General features: G+C 57.1%; 1 protein-coding gene. It reads left to right on the top strand.

Going from position 1 to position 24,354, the window contains the following annotated elements; genetic code table 11:
• Window positions 1–1,472 precede the first annotated feature (1,472 nt).
• On the top strand, window positions 1,473–24,354 hold a 22,882-nt coding region (locus BF99_RS20580; protein WP_038097887.1), incomplete at its 3' end, for a hypothetical protein.

Raw genomic sequence — 24,354 nt, 5'->3', positions numbered from 1 at the left:
TGGGTGTCACCTGCGAGGTCAGCACCGACAGCCCGTTCAGCGTGCAGATTCTGACCCGGACCGGCGGCGGAAGAGCCTTGGTCAACAACAGCGCGAGCGGCGGCTCATTCGGCGGGAATTGAAACGAGCCCCACCCGCCTCTCTTGCCTCGCCGACCCGGCAGCCAAAAACAGCGAAGACCGCCCCGCCGAGTCATCCGATGATCGGCGGGTGGCCGCACTTTACCCAGCACCGGCAAAAGCCCGGGTTCTCGGAATTCGCCGAGTCGAATATATCTCGAAGAACCCGCCCCGAATAGCACCTTCAAGGTATCGGCCACGAAAAATCACGAACCGATTGGCCCGGCTCGATGCAGCAGCGCCCCTCACCGGCACTCGGTAGACTCGATATCATCCAAGCAATGGGTGCAGGAATGTCCGTTGCCATCGGGGCCAGCAATGCTCGACCATGTCCTCGGCACCATCACCCGATCCCGCCGTCAAAGCACGGACATACCAAAAAAACCTCCCTTACCCGCTCATATCGTCGATGTCGCCGGTGAAAAGCCCCAAGAATCGCTGCTACCGAAAGAAAGCGGAATTGTCGACGATCTCGCCCAATGTTCAAGGGTTGAATTCCGAGGCATCGGCCTTGCCTTCGATCTTGAGATACGACCTTTAGCCATCGAAGATTCCAAGCCCCCTACCCCGCATGTCTGTCGACGATGCCGCTTCGTCATGACCGCACGGATTGCGGGTTCGTCGACAGTCCCTCGGTAGACAAAAGCCTAGATGTCATGCAAAGTCATTTCAATCCGATGCCTCGTCTTTTCTTTTTTGCAAGCCCTTTCGGATCCGCCCGAACGTCGAATCCGAACCCTCGATGTCGAGTTGAAATCCCTTTACATCCACATATCCGCATGAAAGAACGTTCGCTGAAAAGCCTTCATGGCTCGTCGCTCGTGCCTTTCGAACCTTGCCCGAAGATCAGTGAAAAAGGCGCAAAAACCCAAGGAGATCAAAGCATCCCAAGGATGAGAGAGACTTTTTCGGCAAGGCGCTTCCCTTCAAAACGACCCCAAACACCCGACAAAATAACCGGGATCCATGCATCGGATTCGAAAGCGGCGCCTCGAGAGATGCCTCTCGGTGGCGGTTCGTCTTGTCGACGGAACAAAGCGATGCTCGATGAGCGATCGCCGCTTTTTTCATCACGACGAGACAAAAAATGGAAGACGAAAAAACCCGTTCACCCTATTTATATCGCTTTGCTTTTGTGGTATGTTCATTGAAATCCCGATATGATTCAATCGGTTGGGCAAAGGCTCATCCACGGATGCGTATTTCGAAGGGAACCAGAGATTTCGGCAGGCGTTCACAGGGTGGGTGAAAAAGAAAAATGCGAGCGATCAAGAGACCGAAGCGGCGATCGAGTATCGTGGGGATGTCAGTGGCCTATCATGGAGCCGATGCTGACATGGCCGGCATGATGCGATGAGAAAGATCCCCACCATCCTCTTTGCAATCGTCTTGGGGCTTATGCTTGCCACCCCTGCATGGGCACAGCAAAAGTCCTTTGTCATCTCCGAAACCGACCTGAACCTCACGGAAGGAGGCATGTTCTCTTTCTCGGTGAGGCTCGCTTCCCAGCCGACGGGCGATGTGACGGTGACGGTCGAACCTGTGCAAGATGTTCTTTTGGAAGTCAATACCAGCATCATAACGAACGGGGTGGAAAACACCGACAAGACATCCACACTGACCTTCACCACCTCGAATTGGAACGAAGATCGAACGATAACGCTCTTCTCCCGAAGGGATTCCGATTCCAAGGATGAAAGCACCCACGTCAACTTGAGTGCATCCGGCGGAGGGTTCGACGACGCCACCGGCAAGGTGATGGTTTCGGTCATGGATGCCGATGCAAGCGGATTGGTGATATCGGATAAATGGCTCGGATACTCCTACTTCATCAAAAATATCTTCCAGTCTTTCTTGGATCGGGAAAACGCGGAAGAATTCAGGAAAGCGATACGAAAAGGCGAATACCCTATTGTCCAATACAAGTCGGGAACCTCGGAACAAATCCGCAGCTTCACGGTGAAGTTGGCGTCGAAGCCAAAAGCCGGCAGCCGGACGACGGTGGAGGCAATCAGCAATAGCCCAACATGGATTCGAGTCGCTCCCAAGGTCCATGAATGGACCCCGGAGCAGTGGAATCAAGACAAGACCTTTACGATATTGCCGTCATTGGACAATCCTACCGATGGTCAATTAAAGCAGCAAAGCGATGAAGTGGGTCAGATACTCTTGGTTCGCCGGATCAAGGACGATGACACCCAAGGAAGCGATCAGGGCGTTTACCAAGGCACCGGCATCATCGACATCGATCTCGTCGAGTTTAGAAATGCCACCGGTGGGGTGACGCTATTGTCATCCTCGGCCAGACTCTCTGCGGGCAGCGTCGGCACTGCGGCCTTGTCGATGGTGGGCAAAGACAATCTTTTCGGGAATTGGATCGATATCGAAGCGTCCATCCCGAACGAGGATCAAAGCAGGCTGGATATCGTGGGAAGCACAAAGCATCGTTATTACCGTCAGAATGATGGTCATCACCTCTTTCGAAATTTCAAGTTTCGGGCCAAGGAAGATGCGGATATCGATAACGATATCGCCCGGGTGAGGTTCGATGTCGAAGAGCAACAAGATGGCGATGCTCAATATCGCGTAGCAAAACCGATCGTCTATGTCTATATCGAAGACCGGACGATCCCGTCTTTGCAAATCACCCGAGACGCCCCCACCGAGCACCCGGGCAATCCCGTGGAGACCGGCACCGCCACCATCAAGGTGAAACTCAGCGCGGCGCCGGCACTGACCACGCTTGGCGGCATACCGGGGAGAACTTCGGTATCCGTCGACTCATCCAATCCGTCGCTGTTGACGATCTCCCCTGCCGTCTTGGAGTTCACCAGAGATAACTGGAATCAAGATCAGACATTCACGTTATCCGGGGTGGATGACATAGACGCTTTGAACGAAGTCGTCAAACTCAAATTCGTGGCCACGGGCGGGCGTTTCGACGAGGCCTCCGGTGGCCCCGTCGATGTGGAGGTCACCGACACCTTCAGCGTTTTCGACGACGATGCGACCTTCGTTCTATCGAAGAGCACGCTGACCATCGACGAAGGTGGCAACGGCAGCCTCAAGGTGAGGCTCAAAGGAAGACCCTCGGGGAACGTCGACGTGGCGCTTTCTGGCAGCGATATCGGGGCGATGACGGTTTCTCCCGCGAGATTGACGTTCACGAGATCCAACTGGAATATGGATCAACCCGTGACCGTCAGCGGCGTTCAAGATCTCGATGCCGTCGATGAGCGCGTGCATCTGATCTTGGGCGCATCCGGAGCCCATGAATTCGAAGGAAAGCAAAGTGCGGCGCTGATCGAGGTGGACGACGACGAGGTCGCCAACTTGACGGTCACCCCGACCACGCTGACCATCACCGAGGGCAGCGAAAAAACCTTCACCGTGAGTCTGACGAGCGAGCCGAGCGACGATGTGACCTTGAATCTGGGGCAAAACGGAACGACCAACCCCGATATAACGATCGATACCGATTCCGATACCGCCGGCAACCAAAATACTTTGCTCTTCACGTCATCGAATTGGAGCGCGGCCCAAACGGTGAGCGTTCGCGCCGCCGAAGATGACGATATCGCAAACGACAGCGCAAGCATCTCCATCACCTCCTCGGGCGGGAATTACGGCAACCTCACCGGCAGTCTGGTGGTCGATGTCATCGATAACGATAACGCGGGCATGACGATTTCCACGAATCATCTAAAAATTGCCGAAGGCGAAAGCGACGGCTTCACCGTAGTGCTGACGACAAGGCCGAGTGCCAACGTAACGGTCGATTTGACGTCCTCGAATTCCGATGTCACGGCCGATACCGATACGGCGACGGCGGGCAATCAAACCACCTTGACCTTCACGGCCTCGAACTGGTCCACCGCGCAGTCGGTGTGGGTATCGGCGGCCGAGGACGATGACGGGTTGCCCGATAGCGCCACCTTGAGTATTCGAAGCAAGAGCGCCGATACGAATTACAACTCCATCGTCAAGCTCGTTTCGGTCTCGGTAAGGGATAAAACTCCCCCGGACTTGGTGGTTTCGGTGACAAAGGTGGATATCACCGAGGGCGGGAGCGGTCATTTCATGGTGCGTTTGGCAACGCAGCCAAGCGTCGATACCACCGTGAGCGTGGATCCGATTTCGAACTCCGATATAAGCGCCGATGCGGATTCGAGCCAACCCGGCAATCAAAATACGGTGACCTTCACCCCCTCGAACTGGAATACGCAGCGAAGGATAACCCTCCATGCCGGCGAGGACGACGACGGCGCCGATGAGAGCGTGGACGTATCGTTGGCGGCATCGGGCGGTGAATACGAAAACGTCACCAGCGATAGCGTGCGGATCAATATCTCCGATAACGACACCCGCAACCTGTCGATCTCCGCCTGCACCTCAACCGAGTGCAACCTGACATTGGACGAAGGGGGCAGCGCCTCGTTCACCGTCGCATTGACGACCCGGCCGGTGGGCGGTGACGTGGCAGTGCGTATCAGATTTCTCCAAAACAGCGGTATGTCGGTCGATACCGATACGAATCAATCGGGGGACCAAAGCGGTTTGACTTTCACGAGCACGAACTGGAAAAGCCCCCAAACGGTGACGGTGAGCGCCCCGGAGAAGGATGACAGCAACACCGATTTCACGGATACGGTATGGATGAGCACCTCGGGGGCCGATTACAACCAAAGCCCCGACGGGGGGAGTTATGGTGGCTCCGTCTTGGTGAAGGCGATCGATAACGATCGGGGTTTGGTGGTCTCTCCAAAGAGTATCGATTTGGACGAAGGCGACCATATCGGGTTCAGCGTGAAGTTGAAATCGAGACCGAGGAACGGGAACGTAACCGTCAATTTGCGCTCATCGAGATCCGATGTAACACTCGATACCGACGCCAACACCAACGGCAATCAAACCACCTTGACCTTCACGCGATTGAACTGGAACAGCGCCCGGTCGGTAGTGGTGAGAGCGCTGGATGATGACGACAATAATGACTACAAAAAGGTCGCCGATATATCGTTGTCGGCCTCCGGTGGCGATTACGGCACCGGCGACATTACCGAGAGCGTGAAGGTCACGGTGACGGATGACGACGTCCTCGAACGATTGATCGGCGATCCTTCGAGATTGACAGTGGTCGAGGGGGGCTCGGCTCAATTCGGTGTAACGCTGTCGACCGAACCGAGTGGCCCGGTGGCGGTGACGTTGACGTCCTCGGCGTCGGAGGTCACTCTATCCCCGACATCCTTGAATTTCACGGATTCGAACTGGGATACGGCGCAGGCGGTGACGGTCTCGGCGGCCGAAGACAGCGACAGCGAATATGAAACGGCGGTCTTGTCGTTATCGGCTTCGGGGAGCGATTACGCAACCGCCACCGGCAAGGTGGATGTGACGGTCTCCGATAACGATTACTTCATCGTGGATACCATCGTCGCCGGCCAAGTCGAAATCAACGAGGGTTTGAGCAAGACTCTGACGGTGAAGTTGGCGAGACAGCCGAGCGTGGCGGGAGTGATTGCCAACATCGATCATAGACCCCCCTTCTCCAACCGGGATGTGACGGTCACCCCCAGAATCCTTACCTTCACCTCGTCGAATTGGGATACGACGCAACGACTGACCTTGACCTCCGTTCAAGACGGCGATGCCGACGACGATATGGGCACCGTGGCGATTCGATCCGTGGACAGCCAATTCACCCGCTCCGTCAAGTTGAGGGTGAACGATGACGAGAGCGTCGATCTGCAAATTTCCGAACGGAGCCTGACCCTGATCGAGGGCGGGAGTCAAAAGACCTTCACCGTGCGCTTGAGGTCGCAGCCCTCGGACGATGTCACGCTGACGCTGACTCGGAACAACGCCGATGTGACGATCGACAAGACCGAGTTGACCTTCACCGCCGGCAACTGGACACAAACGCAGTTGGTGACGGTGAGCGCGGTCAAAGATAACGATTCCGCCGACGATAGCGCGACCATCGCCATCGCCGCCTCGGGCGGGGGTTATGCGAATAAAACGGCGAGCGTGACGATCGCCATCACCGATATCGACACCATCGGCCTCGTTCTTTCCGATACGACCTTGTCGATCGAAGAAGGAGCGGCCGGAGAATTCTTCACCGTGAAGTTGGGAACCCGGCCGACCGCGACCGTGACCGTGGATCTGACCTTCGATCGTCCCGATACGGGGCAAAACAATCGCTTCTATACCATGCACTTCTCCCCCGATACCTTGACCTTCACCGGCGACGATTGGAATAGCCCTCAGGCGGTGACGGTCACCGCCAACGATGACGACGATGCGAGCGCGGAGCTCGACACGATCAACCTGACGGCGAAGGGAGGGGATTATGCGGGCAAGACCGCCGGCGTGGAGGTCACGGTGAAGGATGACGACACGATCTCCCTAGCCATCGAAGCCGCCGCCGATCCATTGACCGTCGCCGAGGGCGGCCACCAAACCTTCACGGTCAAACTGGCGACGCAGCCCTCGGCCAATGTCACGGTGACCTTGACCCAACCGACCAACACCGATGTGAGGGTGGATACCGATCCCGGCACGACGGGCAACCAGACCGCGTTGGCCTTCACCACCACCGACTGGAATACGAAGCGAGTGGTGACGGTCAGTGCAGGCCAAGACGACGACGACGACGACGATAACGCAAGCGTCGCATTGACGGCCGCCGGGGGCGACTATGCGAATATCGTCGGCAGCGTGTCGATCAAGGTGAACGATGACGACACCCCGAGTCTGTCCCTGTCTCCGAACCCCTTGAACATCACCGAAGGAGAAAGCGGCGGATTCGATGTGACATTGGCGACAAAGCCGAGCGCGAACGTAACGGTGACCTTGGCCCAGCCGACCGATCCCGACGTGAGCGTGGATCGAACATCGCTGACCTTCACCGGCACGAACTGGAACACCCCCCAAAGGGTAAACGCAAGCGCGGCCCAAGACGACGACACCACCAACGACGAGGCGAGCGTTTCCCTGACCGCTTCGGGGGGTGGTTACGCCAACGTAAGCGCCGGCATGACGATCGAGGTCACCGACGATGACAGCGCGGGGCTAACCCTATCCCCGACCAGGTTGACGGTCAACGAGGGCCGACAAGGCAGTTTCACGGTGCGCTTGGCGAAGCAGCCGACGGGCGATGTGACGGTGAATGTGGCGCAAAGCGGAACCGCCAACCCCGACGTGACTCTCGATACCGATACGAGCGCCGCCGGCAACCAGACTTCGTTGACATTCACGAGCGACAACTGGAACACCCCCCGAACGGTGACGGTGAGCGCCGGCGAGGATGACGATGCCGCCAACGACAACGCCGACATCTCCTTAGCGACTTCGGGAGCGACGGAATACGGCAGCGTGACCGGCGCCATCTCGATCACGGTGAGGGATAACGATAACGCGGCCTTGACCATCGTGGCCGATGCCGAGCCCTTGGCCGTCACCGAAGGCGGCAACAAGACCTTCACATTGCAGCTGAGCACCCCCCCGAGTGCGAACGTAAGCGTGAGCCTTTCGCAAAGCGGAACCGCCAACCCCGACGTGACCTTCGATACCGATACCGCCACCCCCGGCAACCAAAACTCGCTGACCTTCACGAGCGATAACTGGAATATCCCTCGGACGATCAGAGTGAGCGCAAGCGACGATCAAGATGCCACCGACGAGAGCGCGAGTATCGACCTGACGGCCTCCGGCGTGGAGTACGATGGGGTCAATCGCATCTTATCGGTGGCGGTGAGCGATAACGATGCCGCGAGTTTGGTGATCTCCGCCTCATCCTTGACCATCGCCGAGGGCAACAGCGCCACTTTCACGGTGAATCTGATGACCCGGCCGAGCGCCGACGTGACGGTGAGACTGCGGCAAAGAGGAACCCCCAATGAGGATGTCGTATTGGACAAGGCGATTTTGACATTCACGAGCGCCGATTGGGATAGCCCCCAAACAGTGACGGTGAGCGCGAACGAAGAGAACGACGATGCCGTGAACGATGAGGTGATCATCGATCTGACGGCATTGGGAAGCGGCTACGACGATACCGGCAATGTGACGATCACGGTAACCGATAACGATGAGGTGGGGTTGACGCTCTCCTCGAACGTTGTGAACGTATCCGAAGGCGGATCGAGGACGTTCACGGTCAAGCTGGCATCGAGACCCGCCACCGACGGGGTCATCGATCTGACATCGAACAGCGCCGAAGTCACCTTGAGCCCGACCACCTTGTCCTACGACCTCAATAACTGGAATGACGAGCGGACCGTGACGGTCAGCGCCGCCAACGACAGCGACTCGGCCGACGATCCGGCGAAGATCGATCTGACCGGCATCGGGCTCCTCCCCTCTTCGGTGACCGTAACCACGATGGAGATCATCGACGCATTCCGCAATCGCAACTTCGTCATCGCCGACGAGGGCACCTCTACCGCCACCTTCACTTATGTGCTGGAAAGTCGTCCGGATAACGATCGAACGATCGCTGCGTCCACCGACCATGCCGATCTCAAGATCGCCACCGGCACCGACACCCCGAGCCGGAAACTCACCTTGACCTTCACCCCCGACAACTGGAATACCCCGCAAGTCATCAATATCAGCGTCGCCCAAGACAGCGATACCGTGGATCGCGATCAACACGTCCAATTCACCCTCGGCCCGGGTCTTGCCCATAAAAGCGGGGTCGGCAACGAGATGGATGTGTTGATGCGCGATGACGATGTGACCTTGACCCTTTCAGATACATCGCTGACCGTAACCGAAGGTGGAAGCGCGACATTCAAGGTCAAGTTGGGGACTCGGCCATCGCGCGACCGGTCGGTCAGCTTGGCATCGAGCAACACCCGCATCACGATCGATACCGACCCCGATACAGCGGGCAACCAAACCACACTGGCCTTCACCAACAACGACTGGAATGACGAGCAAGAAGTGACGGTCAGCGCCACCGACGACAGCGATACCCTCGACAACACTGCGGCGGCAACGATCACGCTTGGCGGCGAGGGTCTTACCGCCGCCTCGGTATCCGTGAACACCGCAGAATCCATCGATGCTTATCGGAGCAACAACTATATCGAAGTCGCCGAAGGCCTCACCACCGCTTTTTATTATGTTTTGAGATCGCAGCCGCCCGGCAATCGAACGATCGAGTTGAGCACCTCCCACGACGAACTCAAGATCGCCACCAACGGAGGCGCTCCGGGCCGAACCCTTACCTTGGAGTTCACCCCCGACAATTGGAATACCCGACAAGAGGTGATGGTCAGCACCACCAAAGACGACGACTCGTCGAATCGCACCGAATATGTTCACTCCGCGCTCGGTCCCGGTTTGGTCCATGAAAGCGGAGTGGATTACCGTTTGCGGGTGTTGATCAGAGATCCGGATATCGGGCTGACCTTGACCCCGGCATCGCTGGAAGTGGCCGAGGGCACATCGGGGACCTTCACCGTCAAACCGGCAACACAGCCCACCTCGGATTTGACGATCGCCTTGGCTTCGAGCGACACGAGCAGTCCCGATATCACCTTCAGCCCGGCCTCGCTGACCTTCACCACCGCCAACTGGAACAACCCTCGAACCGTTACGGTCAACACCGTGGCGGATAGCGATACGAACGACGATAGCGCGACGATCAACCTCAGCGGCACCGGGGTCGCACTCACCTCGATGGTCATCACCGCAAGAGAGAGGGTCGGATTGGTGTTATCGACGACGAATATAGCGGTGATCGAAGGAAATTCCGAGACCTTCACCGTCAAACTGGGCTCGCAGCCGGCCGATAGTCGCACGATCGATGTGGTGTCGGATGATCTGAATCACGCCACCGTTAGCCCGGCCTCGCTGACCTTCACCCCCGACAACTGGAACGACACTCAGACGGTGACGGTCAACACCATTGCGGACAGTGGTCCGAACGATGATGGGCTCGATGATATCGCGAGCATCACCCTTTCCGGCGACGAGTCCACCGAAGCCACAGTAACCGTGGGGGTCTTGGAAGCCATCGAGGCCTATCGAAGCCGAAATTACATCGAAGCCATCGAGGGCGGCTCGACGGAGACATTCACCTATGTGCTGAGATCGAGGCCGCTGGCTAAATACCCGAGAACGATCGCATTGGAGACCACCCATGCCGATCTCAAGATCGCCACCGGCGACGCCACCCCGAGCCAAAACCTCACATTGACCTTTAACAAAGACAACTGGAACACGCCTCGAACGATCAAGATAAGCATCGCTCATGATAACGATGCAGACAATCGCAATGAATATATCAATACCACGCTAGGGTTGGGTTTGGTTCATGTAAGCGGTGTGAGTAATCGAGCGCGAGTGCTTCTCAAAGACGACGATGTCGGATTGTCTTTCAACAGAACATCTTTGAATATCGATGAAGGCGAAAGCGGCAGTTTCACCGTCAAACTGGCAAAGCAACCGCCGAGTAAGACAGGCGACCGGACGGTCACCTTGACCTCGAACAGCGCCGGCAGCCCCGATATCACCTTTTCGCCCACCTCGTTGACCTTCACCGGAGGTGATGACGGCAACTGGAATACCGCCCAGATCGTGAGGGTGCAAACGGTCGCGGATGCCGATACGGTCGACGACAGCAAGACCATCAATCTTGGCGGCACCGGCATCGTCTCGGGTTCGATGGTCGTCACCGCGAAGGAAAGCGGTGTCGGGTTGACCTTGTCGGATACATCGCTGGTGGTGACCGAGGGTCTAAGCGCGGAATTCAAGGTCAAGCTGGACTCGCAGCCCCCCGGCGATCGGATTGTCCACTTCGCATCGAATAACAACACGATCTCCTTCTCCCCGAGCCGGCTGACCTTCACCGACGGCAACTGGAACACCGATCAAAGCGTGAGCGTCAGTGCCACCAAGGACACCGACATTCTCGACAATAGCGGAACGATCACCCTAAGCGGCGTCGGCATCGGCGAGAGCACGATGAACTTGACCGTGATGGAGGGCATCGAAGCCACTCGGAATCGCAACAGCATCGTCGTCGATGAAGGCACCTCCGACTCCGATTTCACCTATGTACTCGATAGGCGGCCCCCTTCCGACCGAACGATCGAAATGACAACCCCCCATGCCGATCTCACGATCGCCCTCGTCGGTAGTGACAACAACGCGAATCTCACCTTCGCCCGAACCCTCAGATTGACCTTCACCCCCGACAACTGGAATACCGCGCAAAGGATCAAGATCAAGGTCGCCGATGATGCCGACAAGACGGATCGCATCGAGATCTTCTATTTCGACCTCGGCCCCGGTGTTGTCCATAGCGATACGGTCTTTAGAGGAATGCAGGCCTTGCTACGGGATAACGATATCGAAATTATCCTTTCCGATTCATCACCGGTGATCGTCAAGGGTGATAGCGTGACACTCAAGATCAGGCTTGGATCCACGCTGTCGGAAACCTCTTACGGAAACAGAACAGTCAACCTGACATCGAATAACAGCGATATCACATTGAATCCGACATCGCTGGAATTCACCCGGAATAACTGGAATACCACCCAAGATGTGACGCTCACGGCCGCCGCCAACATCGTCAGCGAGGGTACCGCCAAGATCGTGTTCAGCGGCGATGCCTTGAAAACCGCCGAGGCAACGGTGGATGTGCGGGGAAGCATCGATGCGATTCGGGCCGATACAAACGACAACGAAAACCTGAATACGATCGGCATCGACGAGGGGGCATCGAAAGATTTCACTTATGTCCTTGAATCCCGGCCAAGCGGCGATCGAACGATCACGATGATGACCTCCCATGCCGATATCCTGGTCGCTACCGACGATGGCACCCCGAGCCGAAATCTCACCTTGACCTTCACCGAAAACAACTGGGATCAGGAGCAGACAGTCACGATCAGCGCCGCCGAAGATGCCGACACGGCGAACCTCTCCGCCAATATCGATTTCGATCTCGATACCGGCCTTGAACATAAAAGCGGGACGAACGATGCGCTGGTCGTGAATGTCCAAGATGACGATGTCAACTTGACCTTGGCACCGACATCTCTGGATTTCAGCGAGGGTAGCGACGGCGCCTTCACCGTCAAACTGGCACGGCAACCGCCGGGGAAAGATAACCGGACGATCACCTTGACCTCGGACGGCGCCGGCAGCCCCGATATCACCTTTTCACCCGCATCGCTGACCTTCACCGGCGGCGACGACGGCAACTGGAATACCGCCCAGACCGTGAGGGTCGAAACGACCGCGGATGCCGACACGACCGACGATTACAAGACCATCAATCTTGCGGGCACCGGTATCGTATCGAGCTCGCTGGCGGTCAGCGCCAAGGAGGTCATCGGGCTCACCCTGTCAAGGACGTCATTGACGACGACCGAGGGAAGATCGAAGACCTTCACGGTCAAGCCCGCATCCGAGCCCAGCGGCAGTCGGACGATCGATCTGGCATCGAGCAACCCTGCGATCACCATCGATACCGATCCTAATACCACGGGCGACCAAACCACCTTGACCTTCACCGGCGGCAACGGCGGCAATTGGAATAGCGCTCGGACGGTGACGATCAAGGCCGCTGTGGATAGCAACGATAGCGACGATACCTCGACGATCGATCTCACCGGTGCCGGCATCACTGCCGCACAGGTCTCGGTGCTCGCGCTGGAATCCATCGATGTGATCAGATTTTATAACAGCCAAATCGTCGTACTCGAGGGCAACCGCAGAAATTTCTTTATCCGGCTGAAAAGACAACCGGATAGAAACCGGACCATCAAATTGGTCAGTTCCAACGACGATATGCTCTTGGGCCCCGGAATCGAGGCCAAGCAGATATACCTGACAATAGAGCCCGCCAGATGGAACTCTACTACGATCGTCGGGGTATTCGCCAAGCAAGATGCCGATTCGACGGATCAAAACGAATCCATCACCATTACCGGCGAGGGGATCGCCGAGACCTCCATCAGTGTATCGGTGCGCGATGACGACAACCCCTCGATGATCCTATCGAAATCATCATCCACCCTATCCGAGGGCGGAACCGATACATTCACGGTCAAACTCGCCGAGCGCCCGAGCGACGATACCGTCATCTCCTTGACATCCGACAATTCCGATATCACCATGAATTCGACGTCGCTGACCTTCACGAGCGGCAACTGGAATACCGCGCAGGAGGTGACGATCAGCGCCGCAACGGACAGTGATTCGATCGACGATACCGCGACGATCGGCCTAAGCGGCAGCGACGTGATCGATACCTCGATCAGCGTGAACGCTTTGGAGATCATCGATGCCAATCGGGATCGCAACTTCATCATCGTCGATGAAGGCACATCGAAGGATGCTTTTTACTATGTGCTGGACAGTCGGCCGACCGGCAACCGGACGATCGACATCGAGACGGGCCATGCCGATCTCATGGTTGCCACCGGTACCGGCACTTGGAGTCGATCGCTCACCTTGACCTTCACCCCCGATAACTGGGATCAAAGACAAACGGTCAAGGTCAGCGCCGCGCAAGATACCGACGCAACGGAGCGCGAAGAAACGATCAATTTCACCTTGGGGCCCGGCCTTGCCCATAAGAGCGGAGGGGCTGCCAGTAGCGGAGTGAGCGCCACCCTGCGGACATTCATTCGCGAAGACGATATCACGATCGTTCTTTCGGACACGCAGTTGAAAATGGACGAGGGTGATAGCGGGGAATTCACCGTCAAACTCTCGTCCATGCCCTTGCTCAACCGGACGATCGATCTGACCTCCACCAACCCTGATATCACATTGAACCCGACATCGTTGACCTTCACCGGAGGCGACGACGGCAACTGGAATACGGTGCAAAAAGTGACCATTACGTCCGCTACGGACAATGATGCACAAGACGATACCGCGACCATCACCCTTGCCGGGGACGGATTCGCCGACGCGACGGTCGGTGCGGCCATCTTCGAGATCATCGAGGCCCGTCGAAGCAAAAATTACATCGAGGTCGCCGAGGGCACATCGACGGAAACTTTCACCTATGTGCTGGAATCAAGGCCGACGACCAACCGAACGATCGTTTTGCAAACCTCCCATGCCGATCTCACGATCGCCACCGGCAGCGATGACGCAAATCGTTCGTTCAACCGCTCGCTTACCTTGACCTTCACCGACCAAAACTGGGATCAACCCCAGACGGTCACGATGAAGGTCGTCCATGATGACGATGCGACCGATCGCACCGAATATGTCAATTTCACCCTCGGCTCCGGCCTCGTCCATAAAAGCGGTTCGTACTGGAGGCTGGCGGTGGCGCTCAAAGATGACGATGTCGCACTGACTTTGTCGCCGACATCTTTGAATCTCGGCGATGGATTGAGCGGATCGTTCAACGTCAAACTGGCCAAACAGCCGCCGGGCAAAGATAACAAGACCATCACCTTGACCTCGAATAACACCAAACTCACGATCTATGATACCGATTTCGTTACCCCGGGCGATCAGAACACGCTGACCTTCATCGGCGCCGATAATGGCAACTGGAACACCTTCCAACTCGTCGATTTCCAAACCGCCCGGGATAACGATACGACCGACGATACCATCACCATTACCTTGGAAGGCCCCGGGGTCGAAACCGCGACGCTGACGGTCAATGTCAATGAAAACGTCGATCTGATGCTGTCGTCGACAAAGCTGCGGATCGTGGAAGGCAACTCCGACGATGTCAAAGTCAAACTGACATCCCAGCCAAACAACGACCGGACGATCAAGATTCGATCGCTCGACTCGGATCTCACCTCGAATCCGTCATCGTTGACGTTCACCAACGATAACTGGAATGTCGAGCAGACATTGACGGTCAGCGTTGCGGTGGACAATGACGACTCGGAGAAATCGGGAAGGCTCGTTCTCAGCGGTGACGGCGTCGCCCTCACGCAAATAACCGTGGATATGCTGGATTCCCTCACGATCGTACGGAACAAAGATATAACCCGTGATAAAAATGCGTTCGAAGTCAACGAGGGCACCCCGCAAGGAACGGTCCTTGCCGAGGAGACCTTCACTTATGTGATGAAGTCGGCACCGCTATTCGATCGGACAGTCAAAATGAAAACCACCGATGCCGGTCTCACACTATCGAATGTATCCGCCGGCGATACCACATCGAGCACCGATCTCACCTTGAATTTCACCAACGCAAATTGGAATCAAGCCCGAACGATCAGGCTTCATGCCGCTCATGATGCCGATGCGGCCGAGAACACGGAATATGTCGATATCACATTGGGAGACGGCCTTGTCCATGAAAGCGGGACGAACGATCGACTGAGCGTGACTATCAAAGACGACGATATCGCCTTGACCTTGGCACCGACCTCGCTGGATTTGAATAACGGGGGTACGGGGAATTTCACCGTCAAATTGGCGAAGCAACCGCCGGGCAAAGATAACAAGACCATCATCTTGACCTCGAATAACGCCGATCTGACGATCGACGATACCGATCCCCTTACCTCGGGCAAACAGAACACGCTGACCTTCACCGGCGCCGATGGCGGCAACTGGGATACTCCTCAAACGGTGAATGTCACGTCGACGGCCAACGAGGCGGATGCCGACGAATCAACGACCATCACCCTCGAAGGCACCGGCGTCGGAACCGCTTCGTTGACCGCCATCTCGAAAAATCCCATCGAAGCGGTTTCGAATCCGACGACGCTGACGGTGAAAGAAGGCGGAACCGAGACCTTCACCGTCAGATTGAATTCTCGGCCGGGCAGCGATCATCGAGCGATGGATTTGGCATCGGATAACGATGACATAACGTTAAGCCCGTCTTCCGTGACCTTCGCCGGTCCCAACTGGAGCGTCCCCCAAACCGTGACGATCACCGCAGCGGCCGATAGCGACACCCTCGATGACGAAACGACGATCGAAATCACCGGCATCGGAATCGAGTCCGCTTCGTTGCCCCTCACCGTGCAGGAAGTCGACGATATCGATTTGGTTTTATCGAGAGATTCTTGGAGCATGCTTGAAAGCGATAGCGGGACATTCACGGTCAAACTGGCCATGGAGCCTGCCGGCGACAGGACGGTCGCCCTGAACTCGGCTAATAGCAATATCACCTTGAGCCCGACATCGCTGACCTTCACCGGCGGCAGCGACGGGAACTGGAATAGTCCCCAAACCGTGACCGTCAGTGCATCGGCGGATGATAATGCGCTCGACGACAGCGCAACGATCACGCTTACGGGTAACGGCGTCAACAACGACGATGTGATCGTAACGCTATTCGAGGCAACGACGATCGAAGCCGAGCGGAGCGTCAATACCGTCTCCGCCATCGAAGGCAGCTCGACGGCGACATTCACTTATGTGCTGAAAGCACAGCCCCCCGGCAATAGAAAGATCAATTTGAGGAGCAGCCATAGCGATCTGAAAATCTCCATCGGCAACAATACCCCGGGCGACAGTCTCACCTTGACATTCACTCGAGACAATTGGAATCAGGCTCGAACGGTCAAGATCACCGTCGAGCACGATGACGACGGGACGGATCGCACCGAATATATCGATTCCACTCTCGACCTCGGCCTCGCCCATAGCAGCGGAGTGAACCAACGATTGGAGGTATCGATCACCGATGACGATGTCGCCTTGACTGTGGATAAAACGAGGTTGGAAGTGACCTCCGACGGGAGCGAATGGGAGTTCACCGTCAAACTGGCAAAACAACCGCCGGGCAAAGATAATCGGTCGATAACCTTGACCTCGAATGATACCGACCTTGTCACGATCAACGATACCGACCCCGATACCGCGGGCAACCAGAACACATTGACCTTCACCGGCGCCGATAACGGCAACTGGAACACTGCGCAAAAAGTGAAAGTCACCGCACTTGCCGATACCGATACGACCGACGATGACACGACGATCAGCCTGACCGGCACCAATATCATCTCGCATTCACTGCCCGTTGCCGCGAAAGAGCCTATCGGTCTGACTTTGAGCCTGGCATCGATAGACAACTTGCATACCAACCCGAATCAGTCATTCACGGTCAGGCTGGCATCTAAGCCGGAGACCGATAGAAAAGTCAAAATGACGATACCCGTGGATGGCTTCGGCTTCACCGGTCAAAGAAAAAGTTCCCTTGTCAGCCAGATTCGATTCGATACCGATCCCGACACATCGGGCAACCAAGATACGCTGACCTTCACCGGCGGAGACGACGGCAATTGGGATAGCCCACAAACAGTAACGATCTCCAGCAACTTCAGGACATACACCGATTTCGAGCATCACTTTTTGCTTTCCGGGGCCGGGATCACTCCCACCGATTTGGACTTCAATGTCGACCCCTTTCTCTATAACCGGATAGTCAGCCGGAGCGTGGACTCGTCCAACTCGTTGGCTCTTTATGAGGGCACATCGACCACTTTCACCATGTCGCTCAATTTGGAGATATACACCGACCGATCGATCGAACTGGAGACCACCGGCGACAATCTCAAACTCTCCACCGGCGACGACACTCCGAGCCGAAAGATCACCGTGACCTTCTCTCCCGACGATGACTCGCTGACCAAGACGATCAAGATCACCTCCGAGCACGATTCCGACGGAGGCGACGATATCGAATATATCGATACCAAACTGGATACCGCCATGCGCTACGGGCAGCAGTTGGAATATGGCAAGGCTCCCCCGAGATTGAAGATATCGATACAAGATGACGATGTCGGATTGACTTTGGTGCCGACACCTCTGGAACTCGAAGAAGGCACGCAGAACGTCAACGGCACCTTCACCGTCAAACTGTCGGAACAGCCACCGAAGAAAGATTCGAGGACGATCACCTTGGCCGTCAACGGCACGGACAACCCCGATATCGCTTTCAGCCCGACCACCCTCCAATTCACCGGCGGTGATAGCGGCAACTGGAATACGGCACAGAACGTGAGGGTCACGGCCGGACCGGATTCCGACAGCATCGACGATATCGAGACCATCGCTCTCACCGGAAGCGGCATCGTTTCGACTTCGCTCGTTGCGTCCGTGCTCGAAAATATCGCCTTGGATCTATCGGATGTACCCTTGCGATTGGCCGAAAATACATCGGGAACCTTCAAGGTCAAATTGGCGAGACAACCGTCCCTGGAGCGAAGGGTCAATCTGACAACGAACGATACCGATATCGAGATCGATACCGACCCCGACACCTTTGGCAACCAGTCCGTTTTGACCTTTACCGGCGGCAGCGGCGGCAATTGGAATACCCCGCAGACCGTGACCGTCACCGCCTCTCAAGACAGCAACCATAGCGACGATACTCTGTCGGTCGATCTCGCCGGTACCGGCATCGACGACCACTTAGAAGATGTGAGCGTATGGGAATCCATCTCCATCGATCGAAGCCATGATTCCTTGGTCATGGACGAAGGCTCCACGACGACTTTCACCGTCTCGCTGAAAAAACGGCCCGACAATGACAGAACGATCGTCATGGAGAGCAGCTATGCCGATATCGGGCTCTCCACCGGCGGCTCGCCAAGCACACAGATCTCTTTGACCTTCACTTCGACGAACTGGAATGTCGGTCGAACGATCACGGTCAGCGCCGCTCAAGATGACGACGATCAGGCGGATCACGACGAGCATATCGATTTCACCGGCTTCGGGCTCGCCTACAACGACCTCGTCGATATTTCTAAAATCGGGGTGACGGTGCGCGATGACGATCTCGTCCGAACGGTTCTATCGACATCTTCGTTGAATCTGACCGAAGGCGGATCGGCGACATTCACGGTCAAACTGAATCGGCAGCCAAGCGTCGACCGGATCGTCAGTTTGGCATCCGACAACTCCGATATCACGCTGAGCCCGACCTCGCTGACCTTCACCGGTGGCAGCAACGGGAACTGGAATACCGCCCAAACCGTGACTCTCAGTGCGGCGACCGACAGCGATGCGGTGGATGACGCCGCAGTGATCAACCTCACCGGTACCGGCTTTAGAGGCGGATCTTTGAACGCCCGAGTGTTCGAGGCGATCGGAGTGACCCTATCGGCCTCGACATTGGCGGTGACCGAGGGTGGATCGGGGACATTCACCGTCAAACTCGACTTGGCACTGAACCGCGACCGGACCGTCAACCTGACCTCGAGCGATAGCGGCGTCACCATCGATACCGATCCCGACACTCCGGGCAATCAGACCGCGCTGACATTCAAGCCCGACAACTGGGATATCCCTCAATCCGTGAGGGTCGACGTCGCAGCGGATAGCAACGACGACGACAGCAGCGCGACGATCAACCTTTCAGGTCTCGGTATCGCCGCTGCCGATGCGACCGTGAACACGAGGGAGCCCATCGAAATCGACCGGAGCCTTGGCTACCTCACCGTTGACAAGGGCTCCTCTTCCACCTTCACCATCGCGCTGAAAAAACGGCCGGACAACGATAGAACGATCGTCATGGAAAGCACCCATGCCGACATCAAACTCTCCACCGGCGGCGGTACGCCGAGCACACTGCTCTCGGTGACTTTCACCACGGCCAATTGGAATACCGATCAAACCGTCACCGTCGCCCGCGCTGCGGCCTCGACGACCCGTAACGAGTACATCGATTTCACCGGTGTCGGTCTCGCTCCTACGACCAGACTCGAAGTGGCGTTGAGCGCCGATGCCGTACTGTTCCTGTCGGATCCGTCGCTGATCATCGGTGAGGGTAAGAGCGATACCTTCACGGTGCGGTTGGTATCCCAGCCGACGGGAGACGTAACAGTGACCCTCTCGCAAAAAGGCACCGCCAACCCCGATGTCAGTTTCGATACCGACACGACCGCCAACGGCAACCAAAGCACCCTGACCTTCACGACCTCGAACTGGAATCAAAGCCAGACGGTGACGGTGAAGGCGGCCGAAGACGACGATGCCGATGACGATACCGCGACCATCGTCTTGAGTGCATCGGGAGGTGGCCACGATTCCGCCACCCGAGACATGACGGTAAGCGTTGCGGATAACGATAGTTTGACCTTGAAGGCCTCGACCAGCACATTGAATATCATCGAGGGCGGCAACGGCACTTTGACGGTGCGGTTGACGGCTCAGCCGAGCGGAACTTTGAGCGCTTCCCTTGAAAATCACGGCACCGCCAACCCCGACATCACCCTCGATGACTCGTCTCACGACTTCAACGCCTCGAATTGGGAAACGGCTTGGACGGTGACGGTGAGCGCCGCCGAGGACAACGACAATACGGACGACAGCGCAACCTATCTACTGCGGTTGTCAAGTAATTCCAATTCCATCCATGACCAATCCATATCGGTGTCCGTGTTGGATAACGATACCCAAGGCTTGGCGCTTTCTTCGGACGACCTGAGAGTGGCCGAAGGCGCAAGCGAGACCTTCACGGTGAGGTTGACGAAGCAACCGACCGGTGATGTAACAGTGACCCTCTCGCAAAGCGGCACCGGCAACCCCGATATAACCTTCGATACCGACACAACGGCCACCGGCAACCAGAACACCTTGACCTTCACGACTTCGAACTGGAATACGACCCGGACGGTAAGCGTGAGCGCCGCCGAGGACGGGGACGGCGATCCCGACACCGCATCGATCACCTTGAACGCATCGGGAGCGGATTACAACAACATATCGAAGAGCCTTTCGGTTTCGGTGGCGGATAACGACCCCTTCGCCATCGCACTCTCATCGAATGACCTGGGTGTGAACGAAGGCGAGAGCGGCACATTCACGGTTCGGCTGAATAGTCCACCGAGCGGTGACGTAAGAGTGACAGTGGCGCAAAGCGGTACGGCCAACCCCGATATCAGCGCAAGCCCGGCCTCCTTGACATTCACGACCTCGAACTGGAATGTGGCGCAACCGGTGACGGTCAGCACCGCCGATGATCCCGATGCAATCGCCGATAGCGCAACCCTTGTCCTGAGCGCCTCCGGTGGCGGCTATGACGGATCCGAAAGCCGGAATGTGAATGTGGCGGTGACGGATAACGACACCCCGGGGTTGATACCCTCTTTGAACAGAGTAAGCGTGGACGAAGGCAACAACAGCACTTTCACGGTCAGTTTGGCCACGGAGCCGAGCGGGGATGTAACGGTGAATCTGTCACAAAAAAGTGATACGGTCAATGCCGACCTGACCGTGGACAAGTCCTCGCTGACCTTCACGACCTCGAATTGGATCACGCCGCAAGCGGTGACGGTGAGCGCCGCCGAGGACAGCGATACCTTGGCGGACAGCACGACTTACATACTGAGCGCTACGGGAGGTGGCTATGACTCCATCACCGGCAATGTGACGGTAACGGCAACGGATAACGACGCGGCCAATCTGACCCTCTCTTCCACCAGCGTCAACGTGGACGAAGGCGAGAGCGATACTTTCGATGTGCGCTTGGCGACGCCGCCGACCGGAGATGTCACGGTGACTTTGTCACAAAGAGCCCCGGTCAACTCCGATGTGACCTTGAATCAATCCTCGCTGACCTTTACGACCTCGAATTGGAGTGTTGCGCAAAGGGTGACAGTGATGGCTGCCGATGACGACGATGGGACGGCGGATAGCGCGACCATCGATTTGAGCGCATCGGGCGGAGGCTACGATAACGTCACCCGGAGCGTGGGGGTGACGGTAACGGATGACGATGGGGCGGATCTGACACTCTCCTCGACCGATATCAGCGTCCCCGAGGGCGGAGTCAGCAACCTCACGGTGAGGCTATCGACGCGGCCGAGCGCGAACGTGAAGGTGAAGTTAACGCAAAGCGGCACCGCCAACCCTGACGTATCCTTCGACACCGACTTAAGCAACGGCAGCCAAGGCAACCAGGACGAGTTGACCTTCACGGCCTCGAATTGGGATCAAAGCCAGACGGTGGCGATCATCGCCTCCCAGGATGTCGATGCCGAAAACGACAGCGCGATGCTTCTCCTGACCGCATCGGGCGGCAATTACGCATCGGTCACCAAGAGCGTAAAGGTGACGGTGACGGATGACGATAAGGATATCCTGACGATTTCTTCCAGAAGTATCGACGTGGGCGAAGGATCGAACAATACCTTCACCGTGAAATTGGCAACCCAGCCGACCTCGAATGTGACGGTGACCGTATCCCAAGGCGGAACGGGCAATCTCGATGTGTCCTTCGACACCGACGAGAACCAAGCCGGCAACCAAGACACCCTGAATTTCACGACCTCGAACTGGGATCAAGTTCAAACGGTCAAGGTAAGAGCCAGCGAAGACGACGATGCGATCACCGATAGCGCCAGGCTCGTTTTGGAGACCTCGGGAGGCAGCTACGACTCCGCCATCCGAGACGTGATCGTGACAGTAAGGGTGACGGAAAACGATATGGTAGGCCTGACGCTATCGCCGGTTGCCAGTTTGGGTTTGACCGAGGGTGGAAACGGCACCTTCACGGTGCGATTGGCGACGCAACCGAGCGCCGATGTGACGGTGACCGTGAGCCAAAGCGGCACGACCAACAGCGATGTGAATTTCGATACCGACGGGAACAGCGCCGGCGATCAAGACACCCTGACATTCACGACCTCGAACTGGAACGTGGCTCGGGCGGTGGTAGTGAGGGCATCCGAGGACGCCGATACCGCGAACGATAGCGCAACCCTTGGACTGACCGCATCGGGGGCGGATTACGGCTCCGTCACCGGAAGCATAACGGTGACGGTGACCGATAACGACACTGCGAACCTGACGGTTTCCTCCTCCGACATCAACATGAACGAAGGCGCAAGCGCCAACTTCACTGTGCAGTTGGCGACGTTGCCCACCGGTAATGTGACGGTGACGGTGGCCCAAGGCGACCCGGCCAACTCCGACGTGACCATCGACACCGACACCGATGTCAACGGTAATCAAAACACCCTGACATTCACGACCTCGAACTGGAATCAAGCCCAACCCGTGATGGTAAGAGCGGCCGATGACGACGATGCGATCGAAGACAAAGCGACTCTCACGGTGAGCGCTTCGGGCGGGGGTTACGGCTCCGCCGCCGATGTCGCCATATCGGTCAAGGTCTCGGATGGCGATACGAGAGGATTGAGCATCGCTCAGGCGAGCGATCCCTTGGCCGTCGATGAAGGCGGCAATGCCACCTTCACGGTGAAATTGGATACCCGACCGAGCGCCAATGTAGGAGTGGTGATATCCCAAAGCGGCACGCCCAACACCGACATATCCATCGACACCGACACGAGCAGAAACGGCAATCAGGGTACGCTGACCTTCACGACCTCGAATTGGAACCAAGCCCGAACGGTGACGGTGATAGCCGCCGATGACCACGATTCCTTCGAGGACAGCGCGAACATCCAACTATTCGCATCGGGAGCGGACTATGACTCCGTCACCGATAGCCTGAGGGTGGTAGTAACGGATGACGACACTGCGGGACTGACGCTCCCGACGAATGACATTGCGATTGGCGAGGGAAGCACCGCCACCTTCGATGTGAAGTTGTCGACGCAGCCGAGCGCCAACGTGACGGTCACGCTGACCCAGCCGAGCAACACGGACATCAAGCTGGATACCGACACCACCACGACCGGCGAACAGAACACCCTCACCTTCACGACTTCCAATTGGAATGCGACCCAAGCGGTCACGATCAATGCGGCCGAGGACGCCGATGCCGACGACGAGACCGCAACCATCTCCGTTTCGGCTTCGGGCGGCGGCTATGTCAATGTAGGAGGGACGGTCGGGATCGACTTGATGGACGACGATGCGGGGACCTTGACCCTCCCGTCGAGCGCCGTTGCGCTCACCGAAGGCAACACCGCCACTTTCGACGTGCGACTGTCCGCGCAACCGACCGCTAGCGTGACGGTCACGCTGGCCCAGCCGAGCAACACCGACGTCAAAGTGGATACCGACACCACCGCGACCGGCGAACAGAACACCCTCACCTTCACGACATCCGATTGGAACACGGCGCAAACGGTCACGTTGAGCGCAGCGGAAGACAACGATACCGACGACGAAAGCACGAGCATCTCGGTATCGGCATCGGGCGGCGGCTATGGCGAAGCCACCGGTACGGTGAGCGTCGACGTGACGGACGATGACGTAGGCACCTTGACCCTCCCCTCGAGCGCCGTTGCGCTTACCGAAGGCAACACCGCCACCTTCGACGTGCAGTTGTCGGCGCAACCGACCG

It is taken from the genome of Thioalkalivibrio sp. HK1 (assembly GCA_000583135.1).
In the GTDB taxonomy this organism is placed as follows: domain Bacteria; phylum Pseudomonadota; class Gammaproteobacteria; order HK1; family HK1; genus HK1.
This window is presented reverse-complemented; position numbering and strand designations above follow the sequence as displayed.